Here is a 25,196-nt window from a genome sequence, read left to right on the forward strand (position 1 = left end):
GGAATGCGCGTTGACGCGCGCTACATATCAATTGATGGAATAACTAATAGTGAGGACGGCTGTGGACGACGCCACCGCTCCTGCCGATATCGGCCCCGAGACCTTCATCGACATCTACACCCTCGCCACCCGGATCAAGGTGTGCGATGAGAAGTTTCGCTCCCTGGTGCTGGCCGGTCAGGTGAGCGCGCAGTATTACTCGCCGCGCGGGCAGGAGATCGTGTCCGCCTCGGTGGCGAGCGTGCTGCGGCGGGCGGACTACGTGGTGACCACCTACCGTGGCCTGCACGACCAGATCGCCAAAGGTGTTCCGCTGCGTGAACTCTGGGCGGAGTTCTTCGGCAAGGCGACCGGTGTGTGCAAGGGCAAGGGTGGCCCGATGCACATCACCCATCCCGCATCCGGCCTCATGGTGACCACCGGCATCGTCGGCAGCGGACTACCGATCGGCGCCGGCCTGGCCCTGGCCGCACAGCTGCGCGGCACCGACCAGGTCACGGTGGTGAACTTCGGCGACGGCGCCAGCAATATCGGCGCTTTCCACGAGGCGTGCAACTTGGCGGGCCTGTGGAAGCTGCCGATCGTGTTCTGCTGCCACAACAATCTCTACGCCGAGCACACCTCCTACGCGGACGGGACCAGCGTGGAACGCATCGCCGACCGAGCGGCCTCGTACAACTTCCCCGGTGTGCGCGTGGACGGGAACGACCCGGCCCAGATGTACCGGGCCGCGAAAGCGGCGGTCGAACGCGCCCGCGCGGGGGATGGTCCGACCCTGATCGAGGCGATGACGTTCCGGTTCTACGGCCATCAGATGTCGGATCAGAACGAGTACATGGTCCCCGGTGAGCTGGACGCCGCGCGGGCGGCTGACCCGGTCCCGCGGTTGCGGGCGTGGCTCCTCGTCACCGGCATCGGCACCGAGGCCCAGCTCACCGGCATCGAGGCCGAGATCGCCGCCGAGGTCGAGCAGGCGTACCGGTTCGCGAGCGAATCCCCGGTGGCCGATCTCGCCGAGGCGCCCACCGATGTCTATGAGGAGGCACTGGCATGAGTGATCCAGTGGTCGAGACACAACCGATGTTGGGATTCCAGGCGTTGGGCAGTGCCCTCGACGATGCACTTGGCCGTGATCCGTCGGTCTTCCTGCTGGGTGAGGATATCGCCGATCCGAGCGGTGGAGTATTCAAGGTCAGCGCCGGGCTATCCACCAAGTACGGCACGCACCGCGTTCGCGCCACACCGATCAGCGAGCAGGCGATCATGGGCGCGGCGGTGGGCGCGGCGGTGGCCGGTATGCGGCCGGTGGCCGAGATCATGCTGATGGACTTCCTGGCCGTGTGCCTGGACCAGTTGTCCAATCACGCGGCGAAATTGCGCTATATGTCCGGCGGGCAGACCGGCGTGCCGCTGACCGTGCGCTGCGCGGCCGGCGCCGGAATGCAGTTCGGCGCACAGCATTCGGAGATGCTCGAGGCGTGGCTGACCCACATTCCAGGGCTGAAGGTGGTCGTGCCAAGCAATCCGGCCGATGCCAAGGGCCTGCTGACCGCGTGCATCTTCGACCCGGATCCCTGTGTCGTGGTGGAGCAGAGCCTGCTGTATTTCGCGCCACCGCAACCGGTTCCGGTGGGACACCATGTGGTCGACCTCGGGGTGGCGGCGACGCCGCGGCCCGGCCGCGACCTCACCCTGATCTCCTACGGGCGACAGGTGCACGACGCGATTGCCGCGGCCGAGGCGCTGGCCGCCGATGGCATCGAGGCGGAGGTGATCGATCTGCGCTCGCTGGTCCCGCTGGACGAGCGGACCGTGCTGGAGTCGGTGGCCCGCACCCGCCATGCGGTGGTCGTGCACGAAGCGGTGCGCCGCAACGGTTTCGGTGCCGAACTCGCCGCATTGATCAGTGAAGCCCTGTTCGACGAGCTTGGTGCGCCGGTCGCACGCGTGACGGGGGCGAACACTCCGATCGCCTACGCCAAACCGCTCGAGGACGCGTTTCTGCCCAATCCCGACCGGATCATCAGCGCGGTGCGGACGACGTTGGCGCGCTCACGCAGCCGCGTCGTGCGGTGAGGAGCGTCGTGGCATACGGACTCGCCGCACTGGCGGCTCGGGCACCCGCTGCGGTGGCCGTCACCGATGAGGTGACCGAATGGACGTGGCCGCAATTGAATTCGATGGTCAACCGGCTCGCGAACTGGTTGCTGTCAGCCGGGATCGGCGAGGGGCAACGGGTTGCGGTGATGGCCGAGAACAGCGCGCACACGGCGCTGGCGCACCTGGCCGTCACCTTCGCGGGCAAGTCGGTGGTGCCGATCAACTTCCAGCTCACCGCCGCGGAGGTGCGCCACATCCTCGCCGACGGCGCTGTGCATACGGTGCTGTGCAGTGCCCGGACGGCACCGGTCGCGCGGGCGGCCTCATCGACGGTTCGCGTGATCGCCTGGGGTGCTGAGGAATCCGATGGCGTCTGGGCCTTGGAGCAGATCCTCGCGACGATGCCCGAGACCGAGATCTCCGATCGGATCGCACCGGCCGCGCCGTTGTACTACACCTCCGGCACCACCGGGGTACCGAAAGGGGTGCGGCTGCCCGAGCAGATGTTTCCCGGCGGGGATTCGATGGTCGAGCATGTCCGGCGCATCGAGCAGTCCCCGGTGCGGCCAACGGGTAAGCACCTCATCGTCGGGCCGATGCACCATACGGGCCCGATCGGTGGGGTGCGCGGGCTCTGCGTCGGCGTGCCACTCGTCGTACTGCGCAAGTTCGACGCAGAGACGGTGCTGCGGCTGATCCACGAGCACCGTATCGAGACCACGATGATGGTGCCCACGCATTTCTCCCGGCTGCTGAACCTGCCCGCGGACATCCGGAATCGGTTCGATGTCAGCAGTATTCGCACAATAGTGCACACCGGCGCGGCGTGCCCCGTGCACGTCAAGCGGGCAATGATCGACTGGTTCGGGCCCGTGCTGCGGGAGGCCTACGGTTCGACCGAGGTCGGCACTGTCACCTTCATCGACTCCGAGCAGTGGCTGGCACACCCGGGATCGGTGGGCAAAGCGCTGCCGGGCTACGAGCTCAGCATCCGCGATGAACAGGGAAAGGTACTTGGGCCGGGGCAGAGCGGACTGGTGTGTGTACGGTCCACGATCGGCGCGCACCCGGAATACCACAACGATCCGGACAAGACGCGCCGCGGCTACGTCGCCGACGAGGTGTTCGCGGTCGGCGAGATCGGCTACCTCGACGCCGAGGGGTACCTGTACTTGACCGATCGCGCGTCGGACATGGTCGTCAGCGGTGGGGTGAACATTTACCCGGCCGAGTCCGAGGCCGTATTGCGTACCCATCCCGGCGTGCTCGATGTCGCCGTGATCGGCATCCCGCACGCCGACCTCGGTGAGCAGCTGTGCGCGCTCGTGCTGGCCGATGCCGACCCGCCGTCGTCGGCCGATCTCGCCCAGTGGTGCCGAGACCGGTTGGCGCACTACAAATGTCCGTCGTTGTTCGAATTCGTCGATACCGATCTGCGGACGGCGATGGGCAAGCTCGACAAACGCAGGCTGCGTGCGTGGTATCTGTCGGCACGCGATTCCGTCGCCGCGGGGGGTGCGGTGTGAGTATCGCCGAGGTCGATATTCCGCCGCTGTTCGAGTTCACCGCCGAACACGCCGCGCTGCGCGCGATGCTGCGGCAGTGGCTGGCCACCGCGGACCGCAGCGAATCGGCGCTCGGGTGGGAAAGCCTGTGCGCCGATGCCGGGATCGGCGAGTTGCTGTTCGGTGGCGAGGCGGGCGAACCGGCTGGTACCGCCATCGATGTGGCCGTGCTGGCGGAGGAATCCGGTGCGGCACTGTACGGCGGCCCACTGCTGTCGAGCGCCGTCGCGGGCGCGCTGGCTATAGCGGCGCGCGACGAGGAATGGCCCGCGATTGCCCGGTTGCGCACCGGATCCTCGACGATCGCGGTGGCCAACGCGCTGTTGGATGGTCCCGACGCCACCTCCGCAATCCGCGAGACGGGCTCCGCGTGCGTGTCGGGCCGAATCGAGCCGGTGTGGGACATCACCGGAGCCGCACTGATCCTGTGCCCGGTCATGAATGACACCACCAATCCGCCTGCGCTTGCGATGTTGTCCACCGCTTCGGCCGAAGTCGCCGTCACGGAACTTGCCGGACTCGATCTGTCCCGGCCGCTGGGCCGAGTCGAATGCGCTGCCGCGCAGCCGGAGTTCATCCTGGACGGCGAACCGGCGCGGCACGCGGTCGCGGCTATGCGGTCGCGCGCGCGGCTGGTATTGGCCACCGAATCGCTTGGCATCGCGCAACACGTGCTGGACGAGACCGTCGGATACGCCGGGCGGCGAGTGCAATTCGGCCGGACGATCGGATCGTTCCAAGCGGTCGCGCATCGACTGGCGGACCTGGCGGCGTCGGTCGAGCTGGCCCGCTCGGCGGTGTACGGCGCGGCGTGGGCACTGACTGCCGAGCCGGACGCGCTCGACACCGAGATCGACCTCGCGGTGGCCGCCGCACTGGCCGGTGACACCGCCGTCACCGTCGCCAAGTCCGCGGTGCAGCTGCATGGCGGTATCGCCATCACCTGGGAGCACTGGGCGCATCGCTACCTGCGCCGCGCCAACACCCTCGCCGCGCTGACCGGCGGTGCTCGGCACTACCGCACACACCTCGCCGCACTGATCGATCGCAGGGACGGCCATGACGAACAATACTGAGGAACTTGCGGACTTCCGGCGGGAAGTCACCGAATGGGTCCGCGCCACGCTGCCGCAGCGGTGGTTGGCGGTGATCGAATCGGGTTCTGTCGAAACCGATTTGGCGCTCGCCGACCCGACGGCGGCCGCACCATGGTTCGTCGCGTTGACCGAGCGCGGCTGGACCGCGCCACAGTGGCCGCGCGAGCACGGCGGCGCGGGCTTGGACGCTGAGCACAGCGACGTGGTGCGAACCGTCCTGGCGCAGTACCGCGCCGATCTACCGGTACAGCATTTCGTGCCCATCACCCTGGTCGGGCCGGGCATCATTGCCTGGGGCACCGACGAACAGCGGCGCCGCTACCTCCCCGGCATCGTCTCCGGAACCGACATGTGGTGCCAGTTGTTCAGCGAACCGGGCGCGGGTTCGGACCTCGCCGCGCTGGCCACTCGGGCGATCGCCACCGATGACGGGCACTGGATTGTGCACGGGCAGAAGGTCTGGAGCTCGTTCGCCGACCGCTCACGGTACGGTCTGCTCTTGGCCCGCACCGATCCGGATCGGCCCAAGAACGCGGGAATCACCTGCTTTTTGCTCGATATGAGCTCGCCCGGTGTCGCGGTGCGGCCCTTGCGCCAGATTACCGGCGGCGAGCACTTCTGCGAGGTGTTCCTCGATCAGGTAGCGGTGCCCGACAGTGCCCGCCTCGGCCCGGTACACGAGGGCTGGCGAGTGGCGTTGTCGGCGCTCAATGCGGAGCGGTCCGGACTGTCCGGTGGCTCGGACGCCGGTGGCGTCGCCCTCGGGCCGGTCATCGAACTCGCCCGCCGCCGTGGCCGGTGGCAGGTGGAGTCGGAGCGCGACCGGCTGGTCGCGCTCATCGCCACCGAACGCGCCCTCGCCCTGACCAACCTCCGAAATCGCGCGGCGGCACCGCGTTCCGGCACCAGCGCGGCGGGCTCGATCACCAAACTGGTGCAATCAGAGCTGTCGCAGCGCATTGCCGAGATCCGGTTCGAACTGGCCGGTCCGCAGGCGGCGTACTGGGACGAGGGCGAACCCGGACTGGTCACCGAGGCTGGAGCCGAACCGATCGGGGATGCCGCCTACGGTCTACTCGATAGCCGCCGCCTCACCATAGCGGGTGGCACCTCGGAAATTCAGCGCGGCATCATCGCCCATCGCGTGCTCGGCCTCGAGCGCGAACCCGACCCCGACCGAGGCCGACCCTGGCGCGAACTGCGGCGTGGCTGAGCGGGATTCGACTGTGGACGCCTCGACGCCAGCCCAACCGCCGACGGTAACCGTGCGACCATCCGGCGCGAGATTCCCCGCCGGTGCGGGCCAGGCCATCATGTCGGCCGGGGTCGCCGCGGGATACCGATGGCCAACCATCTGCGGCGGCAAGGGCGACTGCCGCGTCTGCTTCATCGAGGTGCTCGAAAATCCCGAGCACCTATCGGAGCCCGAACCCGCTGAGGCGCAGGCTATTCGGGAGATCACCAACACCCTGGGGCGGCGGGCCGGACAGGTCCGGCTGGCCTGTCAGGCGGTAGTGCACGGCGATGTCGTGGTGCACAAGCGCGGGGTCCGCCCCGCAACGCGCAACAACACCGAAGGAGGTGACCTGCCATGACCGTCGAGCCGATCGACCCACACATCATGGAATGGCACGAGGGCAGGCCCCGGCTGCTCGGCTGCCGATGCCGAACCTGTGCCGAGACCAACTTCCCCGCTCAGGATTCGTGCCGACGCTGCGGCGGAGCCGAGGTCGCCGTGGTGCCGCTGGCCGAACACGGCACGCTGTGGAGCTGGACAATACAGCGCTTCGCACCGCCCAGTCCGCCATATGTGCCACAAGCCGAGCCGTTCGAGCCGTTCGGGATCGGCTACGTCGAACTGCCCGGAGAAGTTATCGTGGAAACTTTGCTGACCGAGGCGGACGCGACCGCCCTGCGAATCGGTATGCCGATGCGGCTGACGGTCCTCGAAGTGCCGACCCACTGTGGCGCGCAGGCAGCAACATTCGCCTTCGCCCCAGTGATCGAGGGAGAACGCTGATGCCGAACGAGGTTGCGATCATCGGCATCGGCTGCACGCCGTTCGGCCGATATCAGGACACCACGGTTCGCCGCGAAGCCGTCCGCGCGATCCAGCGCGCACTCGCCGACGCCCAGGTGTCCTGGGCCGATATCGAGTACGCGGTGGGCGGCAGCATGTCCGGCGGTTCCGCGGACACCCTGGTCGCCGAACTCGGCTTCACCGGCGTGCCGTTCCTCAACGTGTTCAACGGATGCGCAACCGGCAGCAGTTCGCTCAGCGCGGCGGTACACGCCATCACCTCCGGTGCCGCCGAACTCGCGCTGGTGGTCGGATTCGATTCGCATCCGCGGGGCGCATTCGCGATCCAGCCCGAGCAGCTGGGCCTTGGCCAGTGGTACGGCAGCACCGGACTAGCGGTCACCGCACAGTTCTTCGCCCTGAAGATCCAGCGGTATCTGCATGAACACGCGCTGCCGACGCGCCTGCTGAGCTCCGTGGCCGCCAAAGCATTCCGCAATGGCGCACAGAATCCGAACGCATGGCGGCGTAAACCGCTGTCCGAAGCCGACATAGACCGATCCCCGATGCTCAGCGACCCACTGCGCCAATACATGCTGTGCTCGCCAGGAGATGGGGCCTGCGCACTCGTACTCTGCGCTGGCGAGCGGGCGAAGTCATTGCGGCCCGACCCGGTCTACATCGCTGCCACGGCGGTGCGCACCCGGCGACCCGGGTCGTTCGAGGTGCTGAGTCCGTCGCTGTCGATCGACCGGGGAAACAGCCCCTCAGTCGACGCGGCCCGCGCCGCGTTCGAACAGGCCGGAATCGGCCCGCACGAAGTGGAGCTGGCCCAACTGCAGGACACCGACGCCGGAGCGGAGCTGATTCACCTGGCCGAGACCGGGTTATGCGCCCACGGAGAGCAAACCGAACTGATCGAGCGCGGCGCCACCGAGATCGAGGGAGCGCTGCCGGTCAACACCGACGGCGGCTGCCTGGCCAACGGAGAACCGATCGGCGCGTCCGGACTACGCCAGATCCACGAGAACGTGCTGCAACTGCGCGGGACCGCGGGCGTACGTCAGCTGCCCGTCCGCCCGCTGGTCGCCTTCTCCCACGTCTACGGAGCACCCGGCCTGAGCGGCTGCACCATCCTGACCCGGTGATCGAAAGGAACAGCGTGGAAGTTGCCGTTGACCGCGAATTATGTGTGGGGCACGGCGTGTGCGAATCGATCGCCGCGGATCTTTTCGCCGTCGGCGACGACGGCACCGTGCAGATCTTGCGCACCGAGATTCCGGCCGAACTGGCCGCCGCGGCGGCGACCGCAGTGGCCGGCTGCCCCACTCGGGCGCTGCGCCTCGTCACCCGAAACAGCCAGTAAAGGAAACGAATTGGACATCAAAATGCCCAAGCTCGACGTCTCGATGACCGCGGGCACCTTCATGGGGTGGCTCGTCCCGGACGGAAGCGCCGTTGCGGCGGGCGAACCGCTCTACTCGGTGGGCACCGACAAGGTCGAAACCGAGATTCCGGCCCCCCGTGACGGTGTGCTGCGCTACGGCGCCGCGGAGGCCGACATCGATTACCCCGTTGGCACCACACTCGGCGTGCTCGAGTCTTGAGTACCCCACTTCGGACAGCGGTGTGCTGGCACCGCAAATACCTGGGAGCGAACCAATGGACCTGAATCTCAAAGGCAAACGCGCGCTCATCACCGGCGCCAGCCGCGGCATCGGGCTGGCCATCGCACGGACCCTGTCGGCCGAAGGCGCCGCGGTGGGCATCTGCGCCCGCGGCGCCGAAGCTCTCGCCGAAGTGGCCGGTCAGTTGGGCGAACAGGGCGGGCCGGTCTTCCACCGGACGCTCGACGTCGCCGACACCGCCGCGCTGACCGCCTTCGTCAACGACACCGCTGCCGCGCTGGATGGGCTGGACATCATTGTCGCCAACGCCTCGGCTTCGGTCGGTGACGGCACCGACGCGTGGCTGAACAACTTCCACACCGACCTGATGAGCTTGGTCACCCTCATCGAAGTCGCCACCCCGCACCTGGAACGCAGCGAGTCGGCCGCCGTGGTCGCCATCGCCAGTACCTCGGCGCTGGAAGCCGGAATCCTGCCCACCGCCAACAGCTTCGGCGCGGTCAAGGCCGCCATGCTTCAACATGTGTCCGCACAGGCGCGGCAACTGGGGCCGAAACGGATCCGGCTCAACGCCGTCTCGCCCGGGCCGGTGTTCTTCGATGGCGGCGTGTGGGACAACATCCGCACCGGTATCCCGGCACTGTTCGAAGGCGCGATCGGTGCCACCGCTCTGGGCAAACTGGCCAGCGCCGAGGACGTCGCCAGCGCCGTCGCGTACCTGGCTTCACCCGCAGCCGGGCATATCACCGGCACGAACCTGGTGATCGACGGCGGATTCACCCACCGCTTCGACTATTGAGCTGCCGCGCAGCGCCGTCTGCACGGGGTGATGCGTGAGTTCACGAGAAAGAACCTCATGTCCGAACCTACGGGCCGTATCGAGGTTGTGCTGGTGTGCGGCGGCTACTGGCACGACTTCGATTACGCGCGATTACGATTGCTCACCGAACTGGCCGAGCATGACCGCGTGCGAACCCAGGTATTCGAGGACTACGAGTGTATCGAGGCGCTCGCGAGCGCCCATACTCTGATCACCTACACCTGCAACACGATCCCCACCCCAGGCCAGCGAAAGGCACTGAGCGCGTTCGTCACTCGCGGCGGCCGATGGCTGGCGTTGCACGGCACCAACGCTGCGATCGAGACGATCGGGCCGAATCTGTTTGCCACACCACGCATTCTGGGTGAACTGCCGCAGCTGCTCGGCAGCCAGTTTCTCGGCCACCCGCCGATCGAACCCTACCGGGTGGAGTTGACCGAACCCGACCACCCGTTCCTTCGCGGCATCGAGGCGTTCGAGGTCACCGACGAGCTCTACATCAGCGAACTGCACCCGCCGCTGCGGGTGCTCGCCCACACCCGCTTCGTCGGCGAGTCACCAGGATTCGAAGAAGGGCACGCCCGCGCCGACGAACCGCGTCCCGTGCTGTATCTCAAAGAGCACGGCGCAGGCACGGTCTGCTACTTCACGCTCGGGCACTGCCGGGGCCGATTCGATCTACAGGATCTCGGCGTGGCCGACCTGGGCCGAGTCGACCGAGGCAGCTGGCGGGTTCCCGAGTACCGGACCATCCTGCGCCGATGTATGCAATGGGCCGTCGACGCCGCCGACCAGCAACCATGAACGGTCGACGCCCGCGCGCTCGCCTTCTCGAATCTGTTCGAACACAACCACTTTCGTTGACCTACGCAGCACAAGATGGACGAACACTCGTTGATCGAATTCCGGCAGTACCGCACCGAGCCCGGCCGGCGTGCGGACTTCATCGCCTTGTTCGACCGCGAGTTCGTCGACAGCCAGGACGCCGTCGGCAGCACGTCATCGGTCAGTTCTACGATGAAGACGACCCGAACCGCTTCACCTGGCTGCGGGCCTTCCCGACATGCGAGGCCGAGCCGCTGCGTTGACTGCCTTCTACGTCGACAGCCTCGCCTGGCGCACCCATGGCGAAAGTGCTACCCGAATGCTGGCCGACGTCGATGACGTGCTGCTGCTCGCTACTGGTGTGTCGGCTGCCCAGAGTTCTTGGCGGGCACAGCGTTCGGAGTCGATGGACTGCAGCCGCGGCCAGGCCGGGTTTGGTTGGTGCGGAGCTGGGTGATGCCCGAGGCTCGCGACAGCGCTGTGTCACCCCGATCGTCTAGGTTTGCCGCCATGGGTGAGCAACATCGTTGGATCGAACACGCCGTGCTGTCAGCCCGCGTGTATGAGGCGGCGGAGCAGGCGCTGCGGACGGCGGGGGACACGTTTGTGGCGGCGATTGGTTCGGCATGGCCAGACTTGGATCCGGATCATGTGATTGCGGTGTGGAAGGAGATGCGGAGGTCGGCGCAGCACATGAATGTTGCGCAGGCCGCATTCCTCGCAAGTTTGGATCGGCGGGTGACCGCGGACCAGGCGGGCGAGGTGTTGCAGGCGGTGTGGGCGGCGTTTCCGGGCTACACGTTTCATGACGCGCAGCGCTCGCCGGGTGTCGTCGCGGATACGAGGGATCCGGGGACCTGGTTGCTGCATTGGCTGGATGGCCCGGATGGTTGGGCCGCATCGTTTGTTGATCGCGGGCAGCCGGTGCCGGGTGTGACCGTGAGGGCGAAGCGAGACGGCCTGCATATCTCTCCCGAGTAGTGGAGAAAGCCTCCGCACTGGACTATCCGGGTGCTGGCCGAGGTGAGCGAAGGGGATGAGTGCGGGATTCGGCCGTGCGGGCCGTTGCCGACGCGCCGACGCTCCGGTTGGGCGGAGCGCAGCGGAGCCCCATTGCCGTGGTGCGTTCGTAGCGCGGCGGCGGCCCGTAGGGCCCCTGCCGCTCTTGAACCCAAGACCTTGGACCTGTACGACGCTGGTTGGCGTCTGCGGGTTGTGCCGGTTGTCGGGCATCTTCCGCTGACCATGGTCACCGGGGGCGTCGCTGATCGTGCTGTCGCGCAATGGGTTACGAACGGAAACAGCAAGTCGCTGGTCAGAATGCGCTTGCCGCTTGGGGGAGGGTGATGAAACAGGCCGTGCGCGATGAGGTGATCGACAGGAACCCGATCGACGTGCGCGGTTCAGAAGCTGTACGTGCAGATCGAGGACGAGCTCGAAGACCCTCGATCGCTGGCACTGCCCAATTGGACGGCGTTGATGGTGTTGACCGATGCGCTGGTCCAACGTTCGGCAGATCATTATCAGGGCTGGGGTGACGTGGTGACTTTCGCCGCGTGCACCGCCGCACGGATCGGGGAAGTGTCCGGATGCCGGGCGGGTTGGCGGACAAGGGCAACCGCGTCCGGTACGTGCCGTTGATCGAGGAAGTCCGGCCGTTGGTGCGTGCTGAAGCGGCTCGACATGATCGGACGCGACAACCTGGACGCGCGCCTGTTCCGCGGTCCGCGTGGTGGCCGGATCGCGACGGGAGTGCTCCGTGACGCGACGCACGGGGATGAGGTCGTGAGCGCACTCGGTTATGGGTACCTGCGTCGGCACGACCTTCGCCATACCGGGCTGACATGGATGCCGACGCGGGCGTTCCCTTGCACGTGCTGCAGAAGATCGCCGGGCACGCGGACAGTCGGACGACGGAGAAGTATCTGCATCCCGATCATCGAGAGCTGACCGACGCCCGGGACAAGCTGTCCAAGCACCTGCGGTCCCGCTCTGGTCCCGCTCTGCGGGTGGTGTGAGAATGACGAAACCCCTCCGACCGAGGTCAGAAGGGGTTTCTACTGTCGGGCTGACAGGATTTGAACCTGCGACCACCTGACCCCCAGGACTCGAAACCACGCATTTGCGCACCTCACGCACGGTTCGCACCGCGCCTCGGAATTACGTGACCTCGTGCTGTTCACTGGCATGCGAGACGTGTGGTCCCCAGATGGTCCCCAAGCCCTACCGTCACACCTCCGCGATCCGCCCCGGATATCACCAGCGCACATGGCGTCACATCGACTGTTGGACAGCGTATCTGTAGTTGTCAGTGGCCCCACGTAGCCTTCGGATCATGTCTATCGACTATGGCCGTCGTGCCGATGAACTGATTCGTGGTTGAACCGTCGCCGGCGTACCCCGCAACAGCTGCCGCTTACGTTGGACGACGCCGCCGCTAACAGCAGTTAGGAGACCAAGCGGTTTCATGCGCTTCCGCTGGAAGCAAACAAGACCTTATGGTCCACTTCCGGCGGCTGGCAGTGGGGCTGTTTGACGACTGACAGGAAGTCAGCTAACAGTTCACTCGCTCGCGAGGCACAATCCGGCTGAGTTTGTCTCCGAGGTTTTCGCGCTCAAGTACCAAGTCGTAGCGCGTCTGGAGGTTGATCCAGAACTCGGGTGTGGTGCTGAAGTACCGGGCCAGCCGCAGCGCGGTCCCCGTAGTGATGGCCCTCTTGCCATTCACTATCTGGTTGATCCGCCGTGGCGACACGCCCAACGCCCGTGCAAGCGCGTTCTGGCTGATCCCCAGTGGCTTCATGAACTCTTCCAAGAGAATTTCGCCAGGAGAGGTCGGGGGCAGTGGTGTCGTGGGGGCCATGGTCTCTCCCTTCAGTGATAGTCGACGATCTCTACGTCGCGCGGTCCGGCTGCTTCCCATGCGAAGCAGATCCGCCATTTGTCGTTGATGCGAATGCTGTGCTGACCCTCGCGATCACCTCTGAGCTTTTCCAGCCTATTGGCAGGCGGCGCCCGCAAATCGTTCAACTGCGCGGCGGCATCGAGCATCGTCAGCTTCCTAAGCGCAACCGTCTGTAGCTGGCCTAGCTTCGGTGCTGATCGCTCGGTCCAGAGCTTCTGTGCCTCCCCGTCCTTGAACGACTGGATCACCTACCAACTATAACGCGCTGCGTCATGGCTGCCCAGACTTGTCGCCTAACCGACACATGACTTGGTGGCTTGCGCATCACGTGTTCTGGGACGAAGGGTTCCCATCGGAGCCTTCGCTGGATCTGGAGGAAGACGGTTGGGCGCGCGGGGGTCAGGCGGGGTCATTTGCGTCCTGAGCTGCGTCGCCTAGGGTGACGTGTTCGCGCGACTGTGCGCGCTAAGTGCGGGAGGCAAGTTCGGGCGGCAGGCCAGTTCGGAGGTCTGAAATGGTTGGACTACCCCCTATGTAGAGCACGACTTTGCCCTAAGCCACCGCGTAGCGGACACCGGAGGTAGTCCTTGACGCGGCCGAGTGGAGGGAGACAATTCGGCATTGAGAGGAGGCGGAGTCCTCCCAATGCGCCACCGAGATGGACCGGAACCGCTGGGTGGCGGCGTCGGAGTGGTCATGCTGCCAGGTGCGACCGTTTCGTGCGTTGTTGTCGGGGGCATGTGATACCTAGATCTCGTGACCCTCTCCGAGGACCTGAACGCCGTTCTTGCCGCGGCTGCGCACTTCGACACCAGCCCCCGCCGGAGATGGAGGCGCGTTCAAGGGCGTTGCGATCGGCCGCGTGGACGCTCAAGGGGTGGTTATCGGCGTCAGCCGACTACCCATGGCGTCTGGAAGTTCAACCGGGCGGCCTACAGTCGAACTTCGCGCCGGTGGCCTGGGTCCGGATCTTCTCCCGAACCCACTCGCCGAAGACTACGGAGGGCTACTACCTGGTGTACCTGTTCTCCGGTGATGGCGCCGAGGTGTACCTGAGCCTGACCAGGGAACCAGCGAGTTTCGAGCCGGAGACATGCGTCCAATTCTTGACGAACGCGTAATCCGGGAACGGGCAGCGTCCGCACGCCGACTGTTCGTTGCATGGGACCGAGAGCTGGTGGGTTCGCTGGAAGCTGACATCGCTCTACATGTGGAATCGATGCGTGTCGGAGTCGAGTCCCGAAAGCGTGCTCGGAACTACGAGATCGGCAACGTACACGCGATCCGATACCAGCGCGATGCGATCCCGCCGGACGAGGTCCTACTCTCGGACCTTGAGCGCATGGTGCTACTGCTATCTCGCGTGTACGAATCAGCAGAAGAGTTGCGTGCGGGCGCGTTGGTGGATTCGATCGGAAGCGCTCTGGTCCCAGCCGCTGCGCGTGGTTGGCAACGTCGCGTGCAGGACAGCAGGATCCGAAGGGCGATCGAGGACTACTCGATGGAGTTCGTCGCGGGTAGCTTGCCCCGATCTGAGTGGCATGTGCAGGACGTAAGTCGTTATCGCCCATACGATCTGCTGTGCCGTCGGCTGTCGGACGACCTTGAGCTTCACGTCGAGGTGAAGGGAACGGCATCATCGGGATGTCAGGTGTTCCTGACCCGCGAAGAGGTCAAACACGCTAGCTCGTTCGGCGGCTCGGTGCTGGCAATCGTGCACGGTATTGAAGTCACCGCAACGGAAGATGGTGTTCTCTGCACGGGAGGGGAACTGTACGTTCTCGACTCTTGGACTCCGGCGGACGAGGACTTAGAAGTGGTTCAGTACACCTACCAGGTCCCTCCGCGCCAGGCAATAGCGTCCGGGGGAACCGTCATCGCCCACCAGCCATGGCAGATCGACACAGCGATGCTGCGGCCAATCTTCTACTGCTACACCACCCCGTCGGCACAGCCGACGATTCCGACGCGCAATGCGACGGCGTCTCCTGGCAGGATGAAACTTCATCCCTCGTTAATGCGGTACGGTCCCGCCGGTCCCTGGTTGCCGATCCTCAACACGACACCGGAAGCTCCGGCCGAAGTCAGCGCTGCTGCCTAGTTCGAATGGAACCTGGACTAGCAATGATTCGCAGGTTAGCCGCTAAGTGACGAGCGCCGCATGCAGCGCCGTGCGAGATGTTACGTGGTTGTCGACCTCCGTGGTCAACCGATCGGCGGCGAACACCACGACAAAGTTGCGGTTAGTTGCCCAAACGCTGTTCGATGGCGTGATTTAGATGCGATACTTGCTAGGCCAAGCCCCAGAACTTCTCGCTGGCTTCGATGTGCAGCGGCAGGGCTGATTTCGAATTCTCATACGACGGAGAGATCTTGGACCCCGAACACGACTCATGGCCGCAAGCAATGGGGTGGGACGAATACGCCGACATTGTAGGACTAGAGTGGCAGAGCATTTTGAATGCTACGGACTGTGCAGAGGAAACGATTCACAAATTTCTGGAGGATCACCCGTGTTTGGTCCCCGGTCACGATGCCTTTCGTGGAGCTAACTGGATAAATGGCGAGCCCGGTCCCATCCGCGAGGCTCTATTCACAAAACCCCGAATTGGATCTGGGCGAAGCGGGTACTATATACCCGACTTCATGTGGTTGCCTACGGACAGCCAGACGCAATGGGTGGTTCTGATTGAGATCGAGAGTCCGGCGAAGCCTTGGTTCACCCAGAGTGGACAACAGACTGCAAAATACACCCAAGCTAGGGGACAAATAGAGGACTGGAAAGCGCACTTTCAAGATCCGCGGAACAAGTCGGAATTCATTCGGAAACATGTCGGCGCATTCAGGCCACTGGAATTTGTGTGGTGTCTCATCTATGGGCGCAGGCAAGATGCTATGCGAAGCTCTCGGGGGTCAGCGCGTCGAGCAGCGGGTGTAACTGGCGACGTAATAGCAATGTCATTCGATCGGCTGCGGCCTTTAGAATCTGCCCGAAATTCGATCTGCGTAAAAGGTGAAGAGGGGAATTTTGTAGCGGTCTCCATCCCGCCCACGGTCAGAATCAATGCCGATCTGGCCAAAATGTGGGGTTCCGTACTTCGCAAGGATGAGGCAGTCCTGCGGAGTCCGCATTTCAGCGCGGACCGTCGCGCGTTTTTAGTCGAACGTTTCCGGTGGTGGGATGAACAAGTGCGGGCAGGGACAGCCGGATTCTCGCTGGAATACGAGTGAGGCAAGGCGGGCTGGAAGCTGCAGCTTTGGGTGATTGTGTGGGTTGATTGTTCGAGCTGACCCCCAAGCTGGGGCATGATCATTTCCGCACGTCGCGTACAATGCGCGCATTGCATGTTCTTGAGTGCATGACCCGGGGTGTCATCGTTTGCCCTGGTATCCAGTTGGCGCCTCACCTGATAGCGCCATGACATCGCTTGAACTTCTTCTGCGATCCGCACGGGCAGCGCTCGTTTCGTCCAACTCTGGGTTGTCGAGCTTGAAGGAGCCTGGCATCCATCTCGCCGAATATCCATTGAGTTTGTCGCACTAAACTGTCAGGCAATGATATTCCAGGGCGTATCAGAATAAAAGAATACTCTTCGCTACCGTCGTTCATGACGCGAACGCCTACGCCAAGAGTGTTCGACTCTTCCTTTTTATACGACCTCCACTCCATGCTGCGGACTGCAGTGAGGCCCCATAGCATGGCGAGCCATTCTTTCTTGTTTGGACAGTTATCAAAGAAATCGACCATATAGATCAGAGGTCTATTGACAATGATCGTTAGTCCTGAAACGCGTCGCCGTAGTCCCAGTAGCTGTTCGCGCTGATAGATCAGCCAGTAGCCTGTATATGACTGAACTGCCACTGGAACGTCGTCCAAGAAGTCTAAGATATCGGTGTAATCACCGATTGGAAGTCCAAGAGATTCGTCGTTAGGACCCCACGTGCTCTCGATGAGATCTCTGTAGATGGACACGGCTTTCATATCCGGCAAAATCCCGAATGCGCTCGCCCGCTCGGTGCCTATTTCTTCTGAAAGATGCTTTGCCTCGGTGGCGATGAATGAAGAGTAGCGTTCTGCCTCGCAGCCTATCCGTACATCCTTAGCGGGACGGCCACTCAGGGCGGTCAATATATACCGTAGCAGAAAGTTAATGGAGCGTAGATGTTCATTCAATCTGCGCCAGTCGTTCAGTGATATGCAGAATGCATCCGGATACTCGGGAACATTGACCTGAGGATTCTTGGGATGGTCTACGACGACTATGGTCGGCCAATGAGTGCAGTCTTCGGTGAGCAGTACTTCTGAGTCGAATCTTGTAGAAGCGCTAATCGTCATAGCGCGGACAGGAGTTACTGCCAGTGGATTGCCAGCTCTACGGTGCGCCTCAATCGTCCGCTTGGATCCTCGACCTTGGCGTACCGCGCGTTCAATGTGCTTAAGTATCCAACGATTTGCTTGTTCTGGCGAATCAATCCTCCCCTCATTTCTTGACCTCGATTTCACCTGGATTATTGCGCCTGATACTCCACACAGTAGAATGCCGTCACCGACTTCGCGTACGGCCGCTCCCTTATGTACTAATGGTTGGCCATAAACGAACTCCGGCACGCCCAGCATTGCAGCAATGTGACGCACTCGGATTTCCACCTTTTGGCCGTGTGAGCCGCTGGCCCTGCTGGTTGAACTTGAGTCGGAGATCACTTCTTCATCCTTGCTCACCTGACGCCGTAGGCCAACGGGTTTTGGCTCAAACGACGTATCGTCCTTCACCGAGGCCTGCAGCGCCACGACGAGCCGGGCGGTCAGTTAGGTCGAAGCTCTTTGGGGGTTGGAGATCGCGTCAACGTGAGGTCACCGGTAGGTCGACAGACTGGGGCGCGCTGTCTTCAGTCCAGGTGATCGTTGCAGTGATCTGAGTTGGCATTCCCATGTCAAACCCCGCGGTCCATCGAAGTGATTGGAGAGGGGGCAAATCAAATGGGTCATGACTCTCGCGATACACCGCATGTTCCCACGGACCTAGATCCAGACTCAGGTCCTTGGCTGTCACAGTCTCGCTCTTGTTCTCAAGGATCACTGAGACTTGAGACTTTCCGCGATAATCGACATCCCTTTCGACACGAAGCCGCGGCAGTGCGTGCTCGCCTTTGCGGACAACCGACGGAGCGCCGAGGCCGAATCGGCTGATGTCACTCTCTACTGCATCGCGCACCCGGTATGCCAGGTCAGATAAGTCGGTGTAGACGCCGAGCAGCCCTCTGGATTGCAGTTCTTCTCGGAAGCTTTGCAGTCGTCCGAGTTCGGTGATATCGATCTTTCTGCGGTCAACGGGCTCGTCCGAGAACCATACGTGGACCGGCTTTCCAGCAGCTGAAGCGCGCTCAATCTCTTCGGCTGTACCCGACACTGCGCTGTCGGTCTCTTGGCCGAGCCGAGCGTCGAATAATGCGATGACGATATCGGCCTCATCCAACAACTGGGAATTGATTACGCCCTGTCCGCTGGAAGTCCCTAGCTGCGGTACCGCATCGGCCTTCCAAAACCGAGGCAACAAAACGGTTTCAGCACTTTCGGCTCGCGAACTGTTCCATCCGTGCAGGGCAGCTATCACCGCCTGAACCTCATCGGCGGTGTCGCCAGGCGAAGAGATCATCACCTTCAGCACATGCGCAGCGAACACCATACGTTCGAGTCTCCCACTGCGGGATCCGTGACGAGCGCTGTTTGCGCAATATCAACGACCGCCGCGAATCACAGGCCCGATGCCTGGACGGCAAACCCCAGAGAAGCCGATCAGCTAGAGGCTATCGGGCATGTGGTCTTTGATCGCAAGCGTGGCGTGGATCTGAGCCTGGGCTTGCAGCGCGCGCACCTTCGCCCAACGCACCACCTCGGCTACGTTCGCATCGCCTCCCATGCTGGCAAATGCGTTCTTCGGCCCGGATGCCGCAGCTTGAGCCGCCCGCAGCGCCGCGTACGCCTCGTCGGCCAGCTTCTCGGCGGCCTCTGTGTGAGAGATGAATTCCATGCCCGCACGGTAGACCTAACCTCCGACATCACTGTCGATGTGTGAGCCCGTAGACAACGTCGACACAGCGGAGGGGATTCGTTTCGGCCCCTTCGACAAACCTTACTCGACAACGCATTCGGTCAACGTCTGTGCCCAATTGTCCGGGGATAGAGGCCCGAGCCAACGAGACACGCTATCGGCGCACGCCTGAAGGTAGCCGCGTTGACGCGGTCCTGATGCGATTCCCAGTCGCATCAGAATCGCATCAACCGACGCTCTGACCTGCGCCTTCGGCGGATGGCTTCTGCTCGTCTGGCCCCAACTCTCTACCGCTTCGCAGCAGAGAGTTGGGGCCAGACGAGCAGAAGCCATCATCAAGACAGTTGGGAGCGAGGAGTACCAGGAAGCAGTGGAGAAGAGGAGAGAGACCACAGAGGGGGAGACCACAAGGGCGGCTTAGGTGCGGACGTGTGCGTCGGGAGAGCTGGGCGCGTTGGGTGCGCCGCCTACGGCGGCGTGTTCGCGCGTTAGGACGCGCTCAGTGCCGTGGTCGAGGTCACGTGCGAACGCCCCGGTTCGACAAGCGACCACAAAGGAGGGTTTCGAGCGGGGTTGCGCCAGGTGGGTCAGTTACGTCTAAAGCTGCGCCACCTACGGTGACGTGTTCGCGCGGCCGGGCGCGCTCAGTACGGGAGGCAAGTCGGGTGAGACAGTGGTGGTTGTAAGCGCGCACGTTCCAGCGGTCATTAAGCATGCAGCGCGAACCGCGATGGTGCCCAAAGGGTCTGGGAACCACAACGAAGGAATCGGGCTGCTTGCTCCGACGAGTACAGGGCAGCCGATGGCCGCGATCGGAGCGGAAAGGCCACGGCCTATCGTTCGGGCAAGTAGCCTTTCCACTTAATCGTCTTGCAGCACTGCGCGTTTGCGACCAGGCGAACGCGCAAGTGGGCTTGTGGGTGTGTAGTCAGGTCGGGAACGGGCGGGTGGAGTCTTGGGGGAGTAGAACTTGATGGAGCAGCTAGTCACAATCGCCGCTGTGCTGTTGGGTGCGTTGATGTCGCATCTGACCACCTACATGATGTCGCGGCAGCGGAATCGGCATGAACTACTCACTCGATGGGATGGGAAGAAGCTCGAGGCGTACGAGGGTTTCGTCGACAAAATTCGGGCGACGATCTTTGCCGCGGGACGGTTGTACGCACACCGCGTAGAGGGGCGTGGCCTGGTCGGCGAGGCCGGGGACGGGCTCCACTCAGAGATGGAGGAGGCAATCCGGACACGCGATCGAGCATTCGAGCGCGTGATGCTGCTCGGCGGCGATGACGTTGTCGAGGCTGCACACGAACTGAATGCCGCTGCAAGCCATATCGTTTGGATCGCTGATGGGCAGGTTCCCGGCGGTCGGCAGGACTACCTTGATCGGTCCCGTGCTGTCTTCCGGGCGATCAACGACTTCCATGACGCAGCCCGAAAAGATCTCGGAGTCCAGGGTGCCGTGACAGGTGAAGGCCACCCCGAACGAGATCTGCTTCTCCCACCAGGTCTTCTGCGGGAAGCTGACCATCGGGATTAGTGGGGGCGCGCGCTGGGATTCGCGAAGTCCTGACCAGGACCGAAACGCAGTGGAAAGCTCTGGCGCAGTTGCAGTAGGGCGTTCGCTCGTTCGTCGATGAGACTCATTCGCGCACGCCACTCGTCGGGGTGTTTGTGATCCGCCTTAGCAGTCTCTTGTCCTGGCCATTTCCGGTACAACAACCCGACTTCGCTATCGAAAAATCCGGCCGACACGATGCTCGCTGCTATCAGGACTCCGGTGTCGTCGGAACCCGGTACGCCCATCCAGCCGCCGAGCGCGGTCACCAATGGGCGGCGAATGCAGATCGTGGTCGGGTGAACGGGTAGCCGGAAGTTATGTGTACGCCAGTGGTCGAGGACTGCACCGGGGACGAGCTTTCCGTGCGGTGGATCATTGTCGAACCCGACGGTCGTTCCGTCGGGCAGCAGGTCAAGCAGGCGGGAAGTGGTCCAGCCGACCTCGCTGTTCTCCGGAGAGAGTAGGTTCGTGATATCCCGGACCAGAACGCCGGGAGTCAGGACGTCGTCAGCGTCCAGATTCTTGACCAGTTCGCCACGAGAGTTGGCTAGTGCGAGATTTCTGGTTAGCGCGACGCCGCCCTTGCGGCCGGTCCGGAACACGATTCGGTCGTCGACACCTCGGAGGATCTCTTCAGCGATGCCACTGTCGCCGTCCTCTTGAATTACCCACTCAAGCGACCATCCGGCCGGCAGGTCCTGCGTAGTGACAGAGTCACAGGCCGCCTTGAGATGCTCCGGATCGGGGTTATGAACCGGTGTTATGACTGAAATAAGTCGATCCACGTCAGCTCCATCGGCTTAGTTTGGTCGTGTACACCAACTCTGTACGGTCGCCCGGGAGGACGACGTCGGACACCTCGACGACGCGACCCGTCGTGTCGATCGAGAACTTTCGTAGGTCGAAGACTGCCACACCCGTCGTGGGAAGCCCAAGCTCCTCGGACTCGCGAACAGTGGGCGTTCGTGCCTGGACTTCTTCCCTGATGCATGCCAGCTCTATCCCAATAGTGGACAGCTGATGCTGCGTGCCGCCAGGCCACGGCTCGTTCGCATCGTCAAGGAGCTCCGGGTTTGCCTCGGCGATCTCGTATACGAGATATGAGCGAACGAGGCCGAATGGCCAACTCTCGCTGCGGTACTGGGTACGGTAGTCGCGCTGCAACAGCTTCGTGCCTACGGGAACTGCGAAAGCATCAGCTAGTTCGTCAGTTGCTTCGGTTGTGCTGTAGTGAGCACTGAACGCGAGTTCTGGCATCTTGAGGCCGGTGTCGTGCTCGGTCGCACCCGTTGAGCGACGGACCGACTCAGGCTCTCGCACGCGGTTCTTCTCCCACTGGTACCGCTCATCGGTTCGTCGGATCTTGATGCGCGGGGTTCGAACGTAAGTCCCAACACCGTGCTTAGCCTCGATCAGACCCTCATGACGCAATACTGCAAGCGCCTGCCGGACTGTCGGCACACTGACCCTGAACTCCTCAGTTAGAACTGTCTCTCCGGGGACGCGGTCGCCTGCCTGTAGCTCACCCGCACTGATCCGGCGCCTGATCTCGTTGGCGATTAGCTCGTACTTTGCGGGCAATGTAATCCCTTCCTCTTGAGGATGACGGGTTCATCTTATGTCCTCATGAGGTCTTGACAACCTCCAGTCGTGTCACTCACTCTCAAATCATGACTCCTATAGAGAACATGATGACAAGAGAAGTTGTTGCAATGGCCGTCTCAGCCGACGGGAGCGCATGATGCGCGGCCGGACGTTTGTGCTGGCCGTCGCAGTGATCTCGATCGGATTCCTTGTGATCACGGCTCCCGAGGTTGTCGGGTTCACGGTGATGCTGCTCGGTGCGTTCGCGATGTGGCGGTCCAGTAGGCGGAGAGGGTGGCGGCGGTGACCGCGCCACGGCGGGCGGACTCGACTCCGCGGGTATACGCGGTCACGTATGTCGACCGGGACCGCGGTAGTCACAACGCGCTGCATTCGATGGCCGGGCCCGAGTTCACCGGGATCGGCGCCATGTACGCGCCGCTCGGTGTGTTGCCTCCGAAGCTCCGGCTCGGTGCGCTGGCGGTGCTGATTCTGATTGCGATGGTCGGATGTACGACGGCGTGGATCGACTACAAGCAGTACACGCCGTCACCGAACGTCTGCCGGTCCGTGAACTCCGGTGTGCCACCCGAGCGGGGAGGATCGTGCGTTCCTGCGTCCGAGGTTTCGGGGGTGCGGTGATGAACGCCAGGAAGCGCGAGCAGTCCGAGCTGGCGTTGGCGAAGGCGGAGTACGAGCGGATCTCGACCGTGCATGAGGTCCTTTACGACATGTCGATGGCCGCTTCGGATGCCGTGCGGGCCAGGGATTCCCGCGACTATACGAACGAGGACGCCAAACATGCCCATTGCGACGCGTTCCAGGCGTCGGTGCAGGAAGAGCAAGCCGACGCATGCGACCGAATGCTGGTCCTCACGTACGGCCGTAAGGTCGCTGATCAGATGCGTGCCCAGGCCGCCGAACGAGCGGTCGCACTGCGCGACGAGCTGGACAGGCGGATCAAGGCGCGGCGGATCGGGCGGACGCGGTGAGCGGGTTTCTGGATCCGGAGGGCCGCGAGTACGGGATTCCGACGTGGCCGTGGCGGATGGCGCCGCAGCATTTGCGCACTAAACGGCAACTGGCGCAGCAGGATCGGCGACCGGGCGAGCGTGAACCGCAAGCACAGGTGATGCGCAGCCGACGTGGGCGGCCACCGATGGTGGCGCGCCTCTACAACGCCGAGAAGGCGGTGCCCAAGCGCGAGTCGTCTGAGGCGCAGTTGGCGGCGTTGCAGCTGGCGCGCTGGACACGATCGGTGGCCGCATGCGAGCGCCGGGGGATCGATGCCAGCGATATGCGCGCGGTTATCGAGCAGACCCACGCCGATCTGGCCGCTCGCCGCCGGACCGCCATACGGGGTCAGGGAAGGGAGCGAACCCGATGAGCCAGCACCACAAACGAAATGAGCGCTACAGCGCGCTGGAGTTGCAGCACCGAGTCCAGATCATCGGTGGCCTGCGCGATACCGGCCTGGATTACGGGCGAATCGCTCGTACGCTTGGTGTATCGCTGAGCAAGGTCGAGACGTGCCTCGGTGAAGCCGCCGCCCTCCGTGCGCAGGGGTTTACCAAGGCCGAAATCGCCGATGTGATCGGTGTCCCTCGTGGGTCGGTGGGACGTTTGCTGTCGACTGCGGGCAGTACCACGATCACCCAGCGACAAAACCAGGTTCTCGCCGTGACCTCCGAAATGCGCGGCATGCAGGTCGATCTAATCGCGGACTTCCTCGATGTCGAACTGAGCACCGCCTACGACATCGTGCGGGTCCTTGTCAGGAACGGATCGCTGTATCCACTCACGCGCGTTCAGCAGGGCAAGGCGTGGGCATATCCGAAACCGCCAATCCCGCAGCGGTACCTGGGGTGGCGACCCAAGGACTGGGCGCCGTCGCTGATGTACGCCAACCACGACCGCGCGGTCGCTCAGGCCCGCATCATGCTGGTCGGTTCCGACCCGCAGCGCTGGATCTCCGAGCGGCAGCTGTATCGCCGCGCCGAGGAAATCGCCGCCGCTGCTCGGACGAACTCGACGACCCGCGCTCGCTCGCGCTCCCGGATTGGCTGACGCTGACCAATCTCGCTGACGCGTTGGTCGCCGCGTCGGCCGACGCCTACCAGGGATGGGGTGATGTCGTGATCTTCGCGGCGTGCACCGCGGTGCGAATCGGGGAAGTGTCCGGGTGCCGGGTCGGTGACATCGACACGACGGAATGGGTCTGGCGGTTGCGTCGGCAAACGTCACCCGGTCCGGGTGGGCTGAAGGACAAAGGCACGAAAGGTAAACGCTCCCGCCGGATTCCGATCATTGAGGATATTCGCCCGTTGGTGCTCAATCGGATCCAAGCCGCCAACCGTCGGCCGGACGCGCGGCTGTTCGTTGGCCCGCGGGGTGGCCGAATCCAGACCGGTGTGCTGCGGAAGGCGACGCACTGGCACGAGGTCGTTGCGAAGCTCGGCTTCGAACATCTGCGTCGGCACGACCTGCGGCCCACCGGACTCACCTGGTTCGCTGACGCGGGCGTGCCGCTGCACCGCCTTCAGCAGATCGCCGGTCACACCGACCCCCGGATCACCCAGCGATACCTTCATCCGGACATCGAGGCACTCCAGAACGACGGCCAACTGCTCTCGATCCACCTACGAGCACCCCAGCGGTCCCCAAATGGTCCCCAACTGCGGGTCGTCTGAAAACAGCAAACCCCTTCCGACCGAGGTCAGGAGGGGTTTTCTACTGTCGGGCTGACAGGATTTGAACCTGCGACCACCTGACCCAGGTTCAGGTGGCCCACGTAGGCCGCATCAGCGCCTATTAATGCTGGTTATCTCGTATCTTCCGATCGGTGCCGTACTGAATGAATCGCATTGGTTCCGGACGATTTTCGTCAAAAATGTGAGATTTCGGTGAGATTCGACCAAATGCTGTGGAGCAGCGACCCGAGCGATCGGCATGTGGTCCGTGCCGCGGGGGGACGCCCGCGAGGCACGCGGTTTGCAGCCCACGTGATGACGGACCGTCCCGGTACTTCTTCGGCGTGTCGGCTG

At 63.5% G+C, this 25,196-nt stretch carries 31 protein-coding genes; 22 read left to right on the forward strand and 9 right to left on the reverse strand.

What is annotated here, in order from left to right; translation table 11 throughout:
- Positions 1-49 precede the first annotated feature (49 nt).
- The 13 genes from KV110_RS16695 to KV110_RS16755 all read left to right on the forward strand — a co-directional run bounded on the left by KV110_RS16695 (position 50) and on the right by KV110_RS16755 (position 11,036).
- Positions 50-1,054, forward strand: coding sequence for a thiamine pyrophosphate-dependent dehydrogenase E1 component subunit alpha (locus tag KV110_RS16695; protein WP_246634587.1), 1,005 nt, complete (start codon positions 50-52; stop codon positions 1,052-1,054).
- Positions 1,051-2,076 (forward strand): alpha-ketoacid dehydrogenase subunit beta, encoded by a 1,026-nt coding sequence (locus KV110_RS16700; protein WP_246634588.1) that lies wholly within the window; start codon positions 1,051-1,053, stop codon positions 2,074-2,076. The genes KV110_RS16695 and KV110_RS16700 overlap by 4 nt, the downstream gene beginning before the upstream one ends.
- Positions 2,077-2,084: 8 nt before the next feature.
- Complete coding sequence (locus KV110_RS16705; protein ID WP_218477131.1) at positions 2,085-3,626, forward strand: AMP-binding protein; 1,542 nt, start codon at positions 2,085-2,087, stop codon at positions 3,624-3,626.
- Positions 3,623-4,741: an acyl-CoA dehydrogenase family protein gene (locus KV110_RS41490; RefSeq protein ID WP_246634589.1), complete on the forward strand. Its 1,119-nt coding sequence runs from the start codon at positions 3,623-3,625 to the stop codon at positions 4,739-4,741. Before KV110_RS16705 ends, KV110_RS41490 begins: the two co-directional genes overlap by 4 nt.
- On the forward strand, positions 4,725-5,975 hold the full coding sequence (locus KV110_RS16715; protein ID WP_218477133.1) for an acyl-CoA dehydrogenase family protein: 1,251 nt from the start codon (positions 4,725-4,727) through the stop codon (positions 5,973-5,975). The genes KV110_RS41490 and KV110_RS16715 overlap by 17 nt, the downstream gene beginning before the upstream one ends.
- Before the next feature lie 13 nt (positions 5,976-5,988).
- On the forward strand, positions 5,989-6,357 hold the full coding sequence (locus KV110_RS16720) for a 2Fe-2S iron-sulfur cluster-binding protein (RefSeq protein ID WP_218477134.1): 369 nt from the start codon (positions 5,989-5,991) through the stop codon (positions 6,355-6,357).
- Positions 6,354-6,782, forward strand: a complete 429-nt coding sequence (locus KV110_RS16725) for a Zn-ribbon domain-containing OB-fold protein (protein ID WP_218477135.1) — start codon at positions 6,354-6,356, stop codon at positions 6,780-6,782. The genes KV110_RS16720 and KV110_RS16725 overlap by 4 nt, the downstream gene beginning before the upstream one ends.
- A complete protein-coding gene (locus tag KV110_RS16730) occupies positions 6,782-7,930 on the forward strand; it encodes a thiolase family protein (protein WP_218477136.1) in 1,149 nt (382 codons plus the stop codon). The genes KV110_RS16725 and KV110_RS16730 overlap by 1 nt, the downstream gene beginning before the upstream one ends.
- Before the next feature lie 14 nt (positions 7,931-7,944).
- On the forward strand, positions 7,945-8,148 hold the full coding sequence (locus tag KV110_RS16735; protein ID WP_218477137.1) for a ferredoxin: 204 nt from the start codon (positions 7,945-7,947) through the stop codon (positions 8,146-8,148).
- A gap of 10 nt (positions 8,149-8,158) precedes the next feature.
- Complete coding sequence (locus tag KV110_RS16740) at positions 8,159-8,389, forward strand: biotin/lipoyl-containing protein (protein ID WP_218477138.1); 231 nt, start codon at positions 8,159-8,161, stop codon at positions 8,387-8,389.
- A 55-nt stretch (positions 8,390-8,444) separates the two neighbouring features.
- Complete coding sequence (locus tag KV110_RS16745; RefSeq protein ID WP_218477139.1) at positions 8,445-9,209, forward strand: SDR family NAD(P)-dependent oxidoreductase; 765 nt, start codon at positions 8,445-8,447, stop codon at positions 9,207-9,209.
- Between the two features lie 57 nt (positions 9,210-9,266).
- Positions 9,267-10,034: a ThuA domain-containing protein gene (locus KV110_RS16750; RefSeq protein ID WP_218477140.1), complete on the forward strand. Its 768-nt coding sequence runs from the start codon at positions 9,267-9,269 to the stop codon at positions 10,032-10,034.
- Positions 10,035-10,565: 531 nt separating this feature from the next.
- Positions 10,566-11,036, forward strand: a complete 471-nt coding sequence (locus KV110_RS16755; RefSeq protein ID WP_218477142.1) for a hypothetical protein — start codon at positions 10,566-10,568, stop codon at positions 11,034-11,036.
- Between the two features lie 542 nt (positions 11,037-11,578).
- On the opposite strand, the gene KV110_RS16760 is transcribed toward KV110_RS16755, so the two are convergent.
- A complete protein-coding gene (locus KV110_RS16760; protein ID WP_218477145.1) occupies positions 11,579-11,740 on the reverse strand; it encodes a hypothetical protein in 162 nt (53 codons plus the stop codon).
- A gap of 159 nt (positions 11,741-11,899) precedes the next feature.
- Here KV110_RS16760 and KV110_RS16765 point away from each other — a divergent pair, with 159 nt between their 5' ends.
- Positions 11,900-12,073 carry a site-specific integrase gene (locus tag KV110_RS16765; RefSeq protein ID WP_218477147.1) on the forward strand — a complete coding sequence of 58 codons (174 nt, stop codon included), beginning with the start codon at positions 11,900-11,902 and terminating at the stop codon, positions 12,071-12,073.
- A gap of 536 nt (positions 12,074-12,609) precedes the next feature.
- On the opposite strand, the gene KV110_RS16770 is transcribed toward KV110_RS16765, so the two are convergent.
- Both KV110_RS16770 and KV110_RS16775 read right to left on the reverse strand, forming a co-directional pair.
- Positions 12,610-12,918, reverse strand: coding sequence for a HigA family addiction module antitoxin (locus KV110_RS16770; protein WP_246634590.1), 309 nt, complete (start codon positions 12,916-12,918; stop codon positions 12,610-12,612).
- Between the two features lie 11 nt (positions 12,919-12,929).
- Positions 12,930-13,208 (reverse strand): type II toxin-antitoxin system RelE/ParE family toxin, encoded by a 279-nt coding sequence (locus KV110_RS16775; protein WP_218477149.1) that lies wholly within the window; start codon positions 13,206-13,208, stop codon positions 12,930-12,932.
- Between the two features lie 579 nt (positions 13,209-13,787).
- Here KV110_RS16775 and KV110_RS41795 point away from each other — a divergent pair.
- The 3 genes from KV110_RS41795 to KV110_RS42060 all read left to right on the forward strand — a co-directional run bounded on the left by KV110_RS41795 (position 13,788) and on the right by KV110_RS42060 (position 16,191).
- On the forward strand, positions 13,788-14,081 hold the full coding sequence (locus KV110_RS41795) for an MrcB family domain-containing protein (protein WP_281427769.1): 294 nt from the start codon (positions 13,788-13,790) through the stop codon (positions 14,079-14,081).
- 56 nt (positions 14,082-14,137) lie between these two features.
- Complete coding sequence (locus KV110_RS16785) at positions 14,138-15,061, forward strand: protein NO VEIN domain-containing protein (RefSeq protein WP_218477152.1); 924 nt, start codon at positions 14,138-14,140, stop codon at positions 15,059-15,061.
- Between the two features lie 305 nt (positions 15,062-15,366).
- Positions 15,367-16,191: a Shedu anti-phage system protein SduA domain-containing protein gene (locus KV110_RS42060; RefSeq protein ID WP_357941899.1), complete on the forward strand. Its 825-nt coding sequence runs from the start codon at positions 15,367-15,369 to the stop codon at positions 16,189-16,191.
- A 172-nt stretch (positions 16,192-16,363) separates the two neighbouring features.
- Here KV110_RS42060 and KV110_RS16795 read toward each other — a convergent pair whose 3' ends face one another.
- The 6 genes from KV110_RS16795 to KV110_RS16820 all read right to left on the reverse strand — a co-directional run bounded on the left by KV110_RS16795 (position 16,364) and on the right by KV110_RS16820 (position 22,149).
- Positions 16,364-17,749, reverse strand: coding sequence for a YecA family protein (locus tag KV110_RS16795; protein ID WP_218477154.1), 1,386 nt, complete (start codon positions 17,747-17,749; stop codon positions 16,364-16,366).
- Between the two features lie 52 nt (positions 17,750-17,801).
- Positions 17,802-18,644 (reverse strand): hypothetical protein, encoded by an 843-nt coding sequence (locus KV110_RS16800; RefSeq protein WP_218477155.1) that lies wholly within the window; start codon positions 18,642-18,644, stop codon positions 17,802-17,804.
- Between the two features lie 114 nt (positions 18,645-18,758).
- Positions 18,759-18,989: a hypothetical protein gene (locus KV110_RS16805; RefSeq protein WP_218477156.1), complete on the reverse strand. Its 231-nt coding sequence runs from the start codon at positions 18,987-18,989 to the stop codon at positions 18,759-18,761.
- Positions 18,990-20,226: 1,237 nt separating this feature from the next.
- Positions 20,227-20,538 (reverse strand): hypothetical protein, encoded by a 312-nt coding sequence (locus tag KV110_RS16810; protein WP_218477157.1) that lies wholly within the window; start codon positions 20,536-20,538, stop codon positions 20,227-20,229.
- A gap of 5 nt (positions 20,539-20,543) precedes the next feature.
- The gene (locus KV110_RS16815) at positions 20,544-21,353 is read right to left on the reverse strand and encodes a glycosyltransferase (protein WP_218477159.1); all 810 of its coding nucleotides are present in this window, start codon (positions 21,351-21,353) and stop codon (positions 20,544-20,546) included.
- A 1-nt stretch (position 21,354) separates the two neighbouring features.
- Complete coding sequence (locus KV110_RS16820; RefSeq protein WP_218477161.1) at positions 21,355-22,149, reverse strand: GntR family transcriptional regulator; 795 nt, start codon at positions 22,147-22,149, stop codon at positions 21,355-21,357.
- 306 nt (positions 22,150-22,455) lie between these two features.
- Here KV110_RS16820 and KV110_RS16825 point away from each other — a divergent pair, with 306 nt between their 5' ends.
- Genes KV110_RS16825 through KV110_RS16840 form a run of 5 tightly spaced genes read left to right on the forward strand, consistent with a single transcriptional unit; the run spans position 22,456 to position 24,842 of the window.
- Positions 22,456-22,794: a hypothetical protein gene (locus KV110_RS16825; RefSeq protein ID WP_218477164.1), complete on the forward strand. Its 339-nt coding sequence runs from the start codon at positions 22,456-22,458 to the stop codon at positions 22,792-22,794.
- Positions 22,794-23,144, forward strand: a complete 351-nt coding sequence (locus KV110_RS16830; protein ID WP_218477166.1) for a hypothetical protein — start codon at positions 22,794-22,796, stop codon at positions 23,142-23,144. Before KV110_RS16825 ends, KV110_RS16830 begins: the two co-directional genes overlap by 1 nt.
- Positions 23,141-23,539, forward strand: a complete 399-nt coding sequence (locus KV110_RS16835; protein WP_218477167.1) for an RRQRL motif-containing zinc-binding protein — start codon at positions 23,141-23,143, stop codon at positions 23,537-23,539. Before KV110_RS16830 ends, KV110_RS16835 begins: the two co-directional genes overlap by 4 nt.
- Entirely contained in the window at positions 23,536-24,219 is a 684-nt protein-coding gene (locus KV110_RS41495; protein WP_246634591.1) for a hypothetical protein, read from the forward strand. The genes KV110_RS16835 and KV110_RS41495 overlap by 4 nt, the downstream gene beginning before the upstream one ends.
- 23 nt (positions 24,220-24,242) lie before the next feature.
- Entirely contained in the window at positions 24,243-24,842 is a 600-nt protein-coding gene (locus KV110_RS16840) for a tyrosine-type recombinase/integrase (RefSeq protein WP_246634592.1), read from the forward strand.
- Positions 24,843-25,196: the final 354 nt, after the last annotated feature.

The sequence above is a fragment of the Nocardia iowensis genome (genome assembly GCF_019222765.1).
GTDB classification, from domain to species: domain Bacteria; phylum Actinomycetota; class Actinomycetes; order Mycobacteriales; family Mycobacteriaceae; genus Nocardia; species Nocardia iowensis.